Genomic DNA, 8,371 nt, shown 5'->3' with positions numbered 1-8,371 from the left:
CGGGACCGGCCGGGGCGCCGGTGGCCGCCCCCGGGAACGCGAGCGCCTCGCTGCCCGGTGCGGTCAGCACGGTCGGCGGTCTCGGCACCGCCGCCGCCGGCCTGGTCAAGGGGGCCGACGCGCCCACCGCCTCGCTCGCGCTGCCGGTCCCCCGGGTCGACGCCGGTGACCCCAACGCGGGTTTTCTGGCGGGCCTCATGGCGTCCGCGCCGGCCGAGCTGCTGACCGCGCTGGCCGCGGCCCCGGCGCCGTCGACCGAGACCCGGCTGCGGCAGATCAGGGCCCGGCTGGAGAACGGCGACGCCTCCGGCGCCCTGGAGGCGCTGGGGACCCTGGAGGGCGAACGCCCCGACGACTGGCGGGTGGTCTGGTACCGCGGTCTCGCCGCCCTGGTGACCGGCGCCCACGAGGACGCCGCGCTGGCCTTCGACGCGGTCTACGACGCCTTCCCCGGCGAGATCGCGCCCAAGCTGGCGCTCGGCCTGTGTGCGGAGGTGCTGGGGCAGCTCGACAACGCCGCCGAGTACTACCGGCTGGTGTGGTCATCCGACCCGAGCCACGTCAGCGCGGCGTTCGGTCTCGCCCGGGTGCAGCTGGCCGCCGGTGACCGGGCCGGAGCCGTACGGACGTTGGAGTCGGTGCCGGAGACGTCCGTCCACTGCACCGCGGCCCGCGTGGCGGCCGTCCGGGCGCGGCTGCGGCAGCGCACCGCGGCGGCGGGCGACTTGAAGTTCCTGGACGATCTGGTCGCCGCCGCGCGGCAGGTCGAGGCGCTGGACGTGTACGGTCTTGACCCGGCGCGGCGCGAGCAGCTGTCGGCCGAGGTCCTCGGTTGCGCGCTGGACTGGGTACTCTCCGGAGGTCGGGGTTCCGTCCCTCCCGCCGCCGGGGGACGGACGCTGCTCGGCAGCGGCCTGGACGAACGCGGCCTGCGCTTCGGCCTGGAGCGTTCGTACCGCACGCTGGCCCGGCTGGCGCGGGGCGGCGAGGAGAGGATCGACCTGGTGGAACGTGCCAATCGTTACCGCCCCCGGACGTGGGTGTAGTTGATGTCGCAGATGCCCCAGCAGGCCGCTGTGCCGAAGTGCCCGAGCTGCGAGGAACCCCTCGACTCGGGTGACCGTTTCTGCGGTGCGTGCGGATACGACCTGTCCGTCGTGCCCGCACGGCCCGAGGACAGCCCGACCCCGGCGGTCAACGGCGCGGTGCCCGCGCCGGACGGCGTGGACTGGCCCACGGCCCGGGACTCGGACGGCCACGGCCACCCCGCCCCGGTGCACGCGGCGGCCGAACTGCCGGGCACCGACTCCGGCGGCTCCCCGCTGCTGCCGCCGCCCCCGCCGTCCCCGCCGTCCCCGCCCGCGGCGCCGGTGATTCCGGCGCCCGGTGTGCGGTTCGACCGGCCGGGCGAGCCCGAGGAGTACCCCTTGCAGGCGCCCGACCCGCGGCAGAGCCCCGAACCGGCCGCCACCGCCGCACCGGCCCCGCCCGCCGCACCGGCCGCGGCCGAGAAGGTGTGCGTGGCCTGCCGCGCGGGCCGGGTCGACGACGACGGCTACTGCGAGAACTGCGGGCACGCCCAGCCCCGCGAACGCGACCACATGGAGCAGGAGTCGGGACCGGTGGCCGCCGTCAGCGACCGCGGTCTGCGCCACCACCGCAACGAGGACGCGTTCTCGGTGGGCCGCACCGCGCTGCCCGACGGCGCCCCCGCCTCCGTGGCGATCGTCTGCGACGGCGTGTCCTCCGCGACCCGCCCCGACGACGCCTCCCTCGCCGCGTCCCGGGCGGCCGGCGAGTCGCTGCTCGGCGCCCTGCCGCGCGGCACGCACCCGCAGCAGGCCATGCACGACGCCATCCTCGCCGCCTCGCGGGCCGTCAACGCGCTGGCCGACGAGCCGGCCACCGCCCGCGAGCAGGCCCCGCACCAGAACGCGCCCGCCTGCACCCTGGTCGGCGCCGTGGTCACCGCGGGTCTGCTGGTCGTCGGCTGGGTAGGTGACAGCCGGGTCTACTGGGTCCCGGCCGACCGCACCACCCCGCCCGCCCGGCTCACCGAGGACGACTCGTGGGCCGCGCAGATGGTCGCCGCCGGTCTGATGAGCGAGGCGGAGGCCTACGCCGACGAGCGCGCCCACGCGATCACCGGCTGGCTGGGCGCGGACGCCTACGAACTGGAGCCGCACACCGCGTCCTTCAAGCCGGACCGCCCCGGTGTGGTCGTGGTCTGCACGGACGGCCTGTGGAACTACGCGGAGTCCGCCGAGGAGATGGCCGAGGCCATGCCCCTGGACGCCGCCGTCCGCCCGCTGCACGGCGCCCGCGTCCTGGTCGGTCACGCGCTGGACGGCGGGGGCCACGACAACGTAACAGTGGCCCTCCTGCCGTTCCCGGCCCCGCCGCAGGGGGCAGGATCGGCCTGAGGGCCCCGCACGGACACGGGTGGAGGGGCGGCCTCGCGGACCGCAGGGGGCGGTCCGCACCAGTGAGCCAAGGCCCCACCGCTGTGGGGACGTAGATGGGGGATGCGATCCGGCATGGCCAATTTCTCGAAGTCGAACGTGCCGCAGTTCGCGGTGGACGTCTACCAGAACGAGTACCTGCCCGAGGGCGGCCGTGAGGTCAACGCCATCGTCACGGTCACCGCGACCGGCGGCGGCACCGTCGGGAGCGCGGTCGCCGCGCCCCACCTGTACTCGCCCGGCCAGGGGCCGTCCGCCGCCGTGGCGTTGATGGTCGACTGCTCGGGCTCGATGGACTACCCGCCGACCAAGATGCGCAACGCCCGCGACGCCACGTCCGCGGCGATCGACACCCTGCGCGACGGGGTGCACTTCGCCGTGGTCGGCGGCACGCACGTGGCCAAGGAGGTCTACCCGGGCGGCGGCCGGCTCGCGGTCGCCGACGCCACCACCCGGGCGCAGGCCAAGCAGGCGGTGCGCGGTATCGGCGCGGGCGGCGGCACCGCCATCGGCACCTGGCTGCGGCTGGCCGACCGGCTGCTGTCCACCGCGGACGTCGCCATCCGGCACGGCATCCTGCTCACCGACGGCCGCAACGAGCACGAGTCGCCCGAGGACCTCAGAGCCGCCCTCGCCGCCTGCGCCGGGCGTTTCACGTGCGACGCCCGTGGCGTGGGCACCGACTGGGAAGTGAAAGAAGTCACAGGGATCGCCTCCGCCCTGCTCGGCACCGCCGACATCGTCGCCGATCCGGCCGGTCTGGCCGCCGACTTCACGCGGATGATGGAGACGGCCATGGGCAAGGAGGTCGCGGACGTCGCGCTGCGCCTGTGGACCCCGGTCGGCACCACCGTGAAGTTCGTCAAGCAGGTCGCCCCGACGGTCGAGGAGCTGACCGGCCGCCGCACCGAGGCGGGACCGCGGGCCGGCGACTACCCCCTCGGTTCCTGGGGCGACGAGTCCCGTGACTACCACGTCTGCGTGGAGGTACCGGCCGCGGACCTCGGCCAGGAGATGCTGGCCGCCCGGGTCTCCCTGGTCATCCCGGAGCCCGGCGGCAGCGTGCAGAACCTCGGCGCGCAGGGTCTCGTACGGGCCGTGTGGACCGACGACATGACGGCCTCCACGTCGATCAACCCCCAAGTCGCCCACTACACCGGCCAGGCCGAACTGGCACAAGCCATCCAGCAAGGGCTCGATCTACGCAAAGCGGGAGACATCGACGGAGCAACGGCCAAACTGGGCCGCGCGGTTCAGCTCGCCGGTGCCTCCGGAAACGCCGATACGGCGAAACTGCTCGCGAAGGTGGTGGACGTGGTGGACGCGGCGGCAGGTACTGTGCGACTGAAAGCGAAGGTCGAGGAGGCCGACGAGATGACTCTCGAGACCCGGTCGACCAAGACGGTTCGTGTAAAGAAGTGACGCACAACAACCGCGCGACACGCCCGCAAGAGAGGGAAGCTCCGACATGCCGACCTGCCCGAACGGACACCAGTCGGGTTCCGACGACTGGTGCGAGGTCTGCGGTCACCGCATGGCCGGTGCCGTGCCGCCCCCTCCGCCACCGCCGCCCGGCGGCGGCTACGGCTTCCCGCCGCCCGCCGGTCCCGGCGGTCCCGGTGGGCCGGGCGGCGGTCCCGGTGGTCCCGGCGGCGAGCCGCAGTTGTGCCCGCAGTGCCGCACGCCGCGTGAGGGCGGTGCGCCGTTCTGCGAGGAGTGCCGGTGGAACTTCCTGACCAACACCGCCACCTCGTACACCCCGGCCGCCCCGCGCCCGCCCGCGTCCGGTGGCCCGGCGCCGGCACCGCACTTCGGGCAGCCGCCCGCGGGTCCGTCGTACGGCGGCGGTGACGCGTACGACTACCAGGGCTCCCGCCCGTCCCAGATGAACCGTCCCGCAGAACCGATCCCCCCGGGCCCGCCGCCCTTCGGCGCGGACCCGTCGGGCCGCGGTGGTCCCGGTGGCCCTGGAGGCCCGGGTGGCCCTGGAGGTCCCGCGGGCGGTCCCGGCGGCCCGAACGGCCCCTACAGCCCCAATGGTCCCGGTGGTCCCGGTGGTCCCGGCGGCGGGCCTGGCGGCCCCGGTGGGCCTGCGGGCGGCTTCGGCGGCCCGGGTGGTCCTGGTGGGCCCAATGGTCCTGGTGGTCCTGGTGGCGGCTTCGGCGGCCCCGGTGGGCCCGGTGGGCCCAACAGCCCCCACGGTCCCGGCGGTCCGAACGGTCCCGGTGGCCCCGGTGGCCAGGGCGGTCCCTCCGGTCCCCCGGCCCCTCCCGGTTTCGGTGGCGATCCGTCGCGTCCGGTTCCGCCTCCGCCCGGCCCCGTTCCGCCCCCGCCCGGCGGCGCCGGTGGCCCTGGCGGCCCCGGTGGCGCCCCGCAGGGGTTCCATTCCGGTCCGCCGGCCCCGCCCGCCTTCCCGCGGGAGACCAACCACCCGCAGCAGGGCGGCCCGTCCTTCGGCGGCGGTGACGACGACTGGGTGCTCTCCCCGCCGTCGTCCACCGGTCCGGGAGGGCCCGGCGGGCCGAACGGCCGGGGCCCGGCCCCGGCCCAGGGCGGCGGCTACGGCTACCCGCAGCCCGGCGCCACCCAGGCACCCCCGCCCCCGCCCGGCCAGGGCTTCCCGCAGCAGCCGCAGCGGCCCCAGCAGCCGACGACCTGGTCGGCGACGATCGGTCCGGACCGCGAGTACTTCATGGCGATGATGCAGCGCTCCGGCCCCGAGGCCGCGGGCCTGAACCTGCCCGCGTACTCGCCCGAGCAGCAGCGCACGCTCACCGGCAACCAGATCACCATCGGCCGCCGGAGGCACTCCACCGGCGACACCCCGGACATCGATCTGGCCGTGCCGCCGGAGGACCCGGGCGTCTCGCACCAGCACGCGGTGCTGGTGCAGCAGCCGGACGGCAGCTGGGCGGTCGTCGACCAGAACTCGACGAACGGCACGACGGTCAACGGCGGCGAGGAGCCGATCCAGCCCTTCGTGCCGGTGCCGCTCCAGGACGGCGACCGGGTGCACGTGGGCGCCTGGACGACGATCACGATCCGCCGGGGATAACGCGACCGGCACGCACCGTCAGGCGAACGGCCAGGCGTAGGGCCCCTCGGGGTCGTCCAGCCATGCCCAGGCCCGTTCGCCGCTGACGGTGATGCCGTAGCGCTCGCGGCGCGGGGCGTCCTCGCGCTCCCACAGCGCGTACGCCTCCTGCGGATCGAGCCCGCCCCGGCTCAGCGCCAGCAGGAAGCGGTACAGGTCGTCCTCCCGGGCCCGGCGCGGTACGCCGCCCAGTCCCGGTGTCCCGGGCTCGGCACGGTCCGCGCCGCGCAGCGGGACGAAGTACGCGGGCGTGTGCAGGAAGCGCCCCTCGGCGTGCCCCGCGTCGCGGACGGTGAGGACGACGAGACCGGTGGCCAGCGGGGTCAGGATCCGGCCGCCGGGGCGGCACTGGGCCAGCCAGGCGCGCGGCACCGAGGGCAGCGTGCAGGTGGCGAGGATCCGGTCGTAGGGGGCGCGCTCGGGGACGCCCCGGGCGCCGTCGCCCGTGACGACGGCCGGGTGGTACCCGGCGGTGTCCAGGTGCCGGCGGGCCGACTCGGTGATCTCGGGCTCCAGGTCCACCGTGGTGACCAGGTCGTCGTCGCCGAGGCGACGGGCGAGCAGGGCGGCGTTGTAGCCGGTGCCGGCGCCGATCTCCAGGACCCGGTGGCCGTCCCGCACGTCCAGCTCGACCAGCATCATCGCCATCAGTGAGGGCTGGCTGCTGGAGGAGAGCAGTTCGCCGTCGCGCAGCCGGGTCGCCAGCGGGGCGTCGGCGTACGCGCCGCGCACCCAGCGCTCGCGGGCGCCGGGGTCGGGGTCCTCGCCCCACCGGCGTTCGTAGCCGCCCCGGACGCCGACGTAGTAGTACGGCACGAACAGGTGGCGCGGGACCTCCCGGAACGCCTCCCGCCACACCGGGTCGGCCGCCCAGGCGCCGCTCAGCTCGATCTCCCGCACCAGCTCCGCCCGCGCGGAGGCGGCGAGGCTGTCCAGGTCCTCGTACCCGCCCATGTCTCCACAGTACGGGCCGGGCGCACGGCGGGCAGGGTCCCGGAGCGGTCCTAGGTCCTCGGTCCTATGTCCCCGTGTCTGAGACCATGGACGGCGTGAACGAGATTCGGCGCGGCACGCTTCAGGAGCAGACCTTCTACGAGCAGGTCGGCGGGGAGGAGACCTTCCGCCGGCTCGTCCACCGCTTCTACGAGGGAGTCGCCGAGGACCCGATCCTGCGGCCGATGTACCCGGAGGAGGACCTGGGTCCGGCGGAGGACCGTTTCGCGCTGTTCCTCATGCAGTACTGGGGCGGCCCCACGACCTACAGCGACAACCGCGGCCACCCGCGGCTGCGGATGCGGCACGCGCCCTTCGCCGTCGACCGGGCCGCGCACGACGCCTGGCTGAAGCACATGCGGGTCGCGCTCGACGAGCTGGGCCTGTCCGAGGAGCACGAGCAGACGCTGTGGAAGTACCTGACGTACGCGGCGGCCTCGATGATCAACACCCAGGGCTGATCCCGGTCCGCCCCGGCGTGACCGGGCGGACTGACGGGCGCATTCCGGTCACCCGACGCCGGATTCCGGTCACAATCCGGTCAAGTCCGTATCCCAAGCGCTTACTTCCGCACCTCCACCTCTGACAACATCCGGAGAGGTCTGGACAACAGCGGCGGGGGGCCGGGTGGCAGGGTACGGGGGGCTCGTGGGGTTCGTGCTGCTGCGGGCGCGGGCGCACCGCCTGCTGCTGGCCGCGGCCCTGCTCACCGTCCTGCTGACCACCACGGTGCTGGCCACCCTGACCGCCTACTCGGGCGCCATCGGTGACGCGGCCCTGCGGCACGCCCTCGCCGACCCGCGCACCGGGGCCGACGCCGCGCTGATCGTGAAGGCGGACGTACCGGCCGAGCAGCGGCCGGCCGCCGACGCCACCGTGCGCGAGGGCGCCGCGAAGACCTTCGAGGGACTGCCGCGCACGGTACGGACCCTGGTGCGCTCGGGCCCGTACGCGCTGCCCGGCTCCCTGCGGCCGCCCACCGAGCGGTCCGGCGACCCCGACCTGACCTTCTTCGCGGCGCTCGACCCGGCGCAGGTCCGCCTCGACGAGGGCCGGATGCCCGCGAACGGGGGCCCGGACGCCGACGGAGCCGTCGAGGTGGCGGTGCCGGTGGCCGCCGCCGAGCGCATCGGTGTCGGTCCGGGCGACCGCCTCACCCTCACCGACCGGCTCGACGGCCCCGCCGTCCGCGTCGTGGTGAGCGGCCTGTACCGGCCGGTCGACACCGGGTCACCGTACTGGCGCCTCGACGACCTGTCCGGGCGCGGCCTCCAGCAGGGCGGCTTCACGACGTACGGGCCGCTGCTCGCCCCGCCCGGTGCGCTCAGCGACGGCCGGGTCAGCGCGGGGGCGTCCGGGTGGCTGGTGACGGCGGACTACTCGTCGCTGACGACCGGACGGACGCGGGACCTCGGGGACGCGGCCCGGGGCGGCCTGGCGTGGCTGCGCGAGCAGCAGGTGCTCAGCGGCACCACCGCGGCGACCACCGAACTGCCCGCGATCCTGGAGCGTCTCGACCGTTCGCTGGAGGTCTCCCGTTCCACCCTCCTGGTCATCGCGTCGCAGCTCGTGCTGCTCGCGGGCGGCGCACTGCTGCTGGTGGCGCGGCTGCTGAGCGTGGAGCGGGCGGGCGAGCTGCGGCTGCTGCGGGCACGTGGCGCCTCCCGGTCCCGGCTGGCGGCGGGGTCCGCGCTGGAGGCGCTGCTGCTGGCGGTGCCCGCGCTGGTCTGCGCGCCGCTGCTGGCCGGACCGCTGATCCGGCTGCTGGCCGGGCAGGGGGCGCTGGCCCGGATCGGGCTCGGCTGGGAGCCGACGGCCGGCG

6 protein-coding genes and 1 pseudogene are annotated in these 8,371 nt (G+C 75.5%); 6 read left to right on the top strand and 1 reads right to left on the bottom strand.

Translation table 11 applies throughout. The features are described 5' to 3' along the window. From BZZ08_RS37630 to BZZ08_RS37615, 4 genes are all read left to right on the top strand, one after another. On the top strand, positions 1-1,046 hold a 1,046-nt coding region (locus BZZ08_RS37630), incomplete at its 5' end, for a tetratricopeptide repeat protein (protein ID WP_133169267.1). Positions 1,047-1,049: 3 nt separating this feature from the next. Then, positions 1,050-2,423: a PP2C family serine/threonine-protein phosphatase gene (locus BZZ08_RS37625; protein ID WP_104636631.1), complete on the top strand. Its 1,374-nt coding sequence runs from the start codon at positions 1,050-1,052 to the stop codon at positions 2,421-2,423. Positions 2,424-2,537: 114 nt separating this feature from the next. Next, positions 2,538-3,884, top strand: coding sequence for a vWA domain-containing protein (locus BZZ08_RS37620; protein ID WP_104636630.1), 1,347 nt, complete (start codon positions 2,538-2,540; stop codon positions 3,882-3,884). A gap of 46 nt (positions 3,885-3,930) precedes the next feature. Then, positions 3,931-5,517, top strand: coding sequence for an FHA domain-containing protein (locus BZZ08_RS37615; protein WP_104636629.1), 1,587 nt, complete (start codon positions 3,931-3,933; stop codon positions 5,515-5,517). Between the two features lie 18 nt (positions 5,518-5,535). Here the strand turns inward: BZZ08_RS37615 and BZZ08_RS37610 are convergent, their stop codons facing one another. Further along, positions 5,536-6,510 (bottom strand): methyltransferase domain-containing protein, encoded by a 975-nt coding sequence (locus BZZ08_RS37610; RefSeq protein ID WP_104636628.1) that lies wholly within the window; start codon positions 6,508-6,510, stop codon positions 5,536-5,538. 86 nt (positions 6,511-6,596) lie between these two features. Here BZZ08_RS37610 and BZZ08_RS37605 point away from each other — a divergent pair, with 86 nt between their 5' ends. Together BZZ08_RS37605 and BZZ08_RS37600 are read left to right on the top strand one after the other, a co-directional pair. After that, positions 6,597-7,010, top strand: coding sequence for a globin (locus BZZ08_RS37605; protein ID WP_052838099.1), 414 nt, complete (start codon positions 6,597-6,599; stop codon positions 7,008-7,010). 166 nt (positions 7,011-7,176) lie between these two features. Then, a pseudogene (locus tag BZZ08_RS37600) lies at positions 7,177-8,371 on the top strand (ABC transporter permease); the annotation flags it as partial.

Origin of the sequence: Streptomyces sp. MH60 (assembly GCF_002939385.1) — a bacterium.
Classification (GTDB): domain Bacteria; phylum Actinomycetota; class Actinomycetes; order Streptomycetales; family Streptomycetaceae; genus Streptomyces.
Note: the sequence above shows the minus strand (reverse complement) of the source record. Positions and strands in the feature narration are given on the sequence as shown.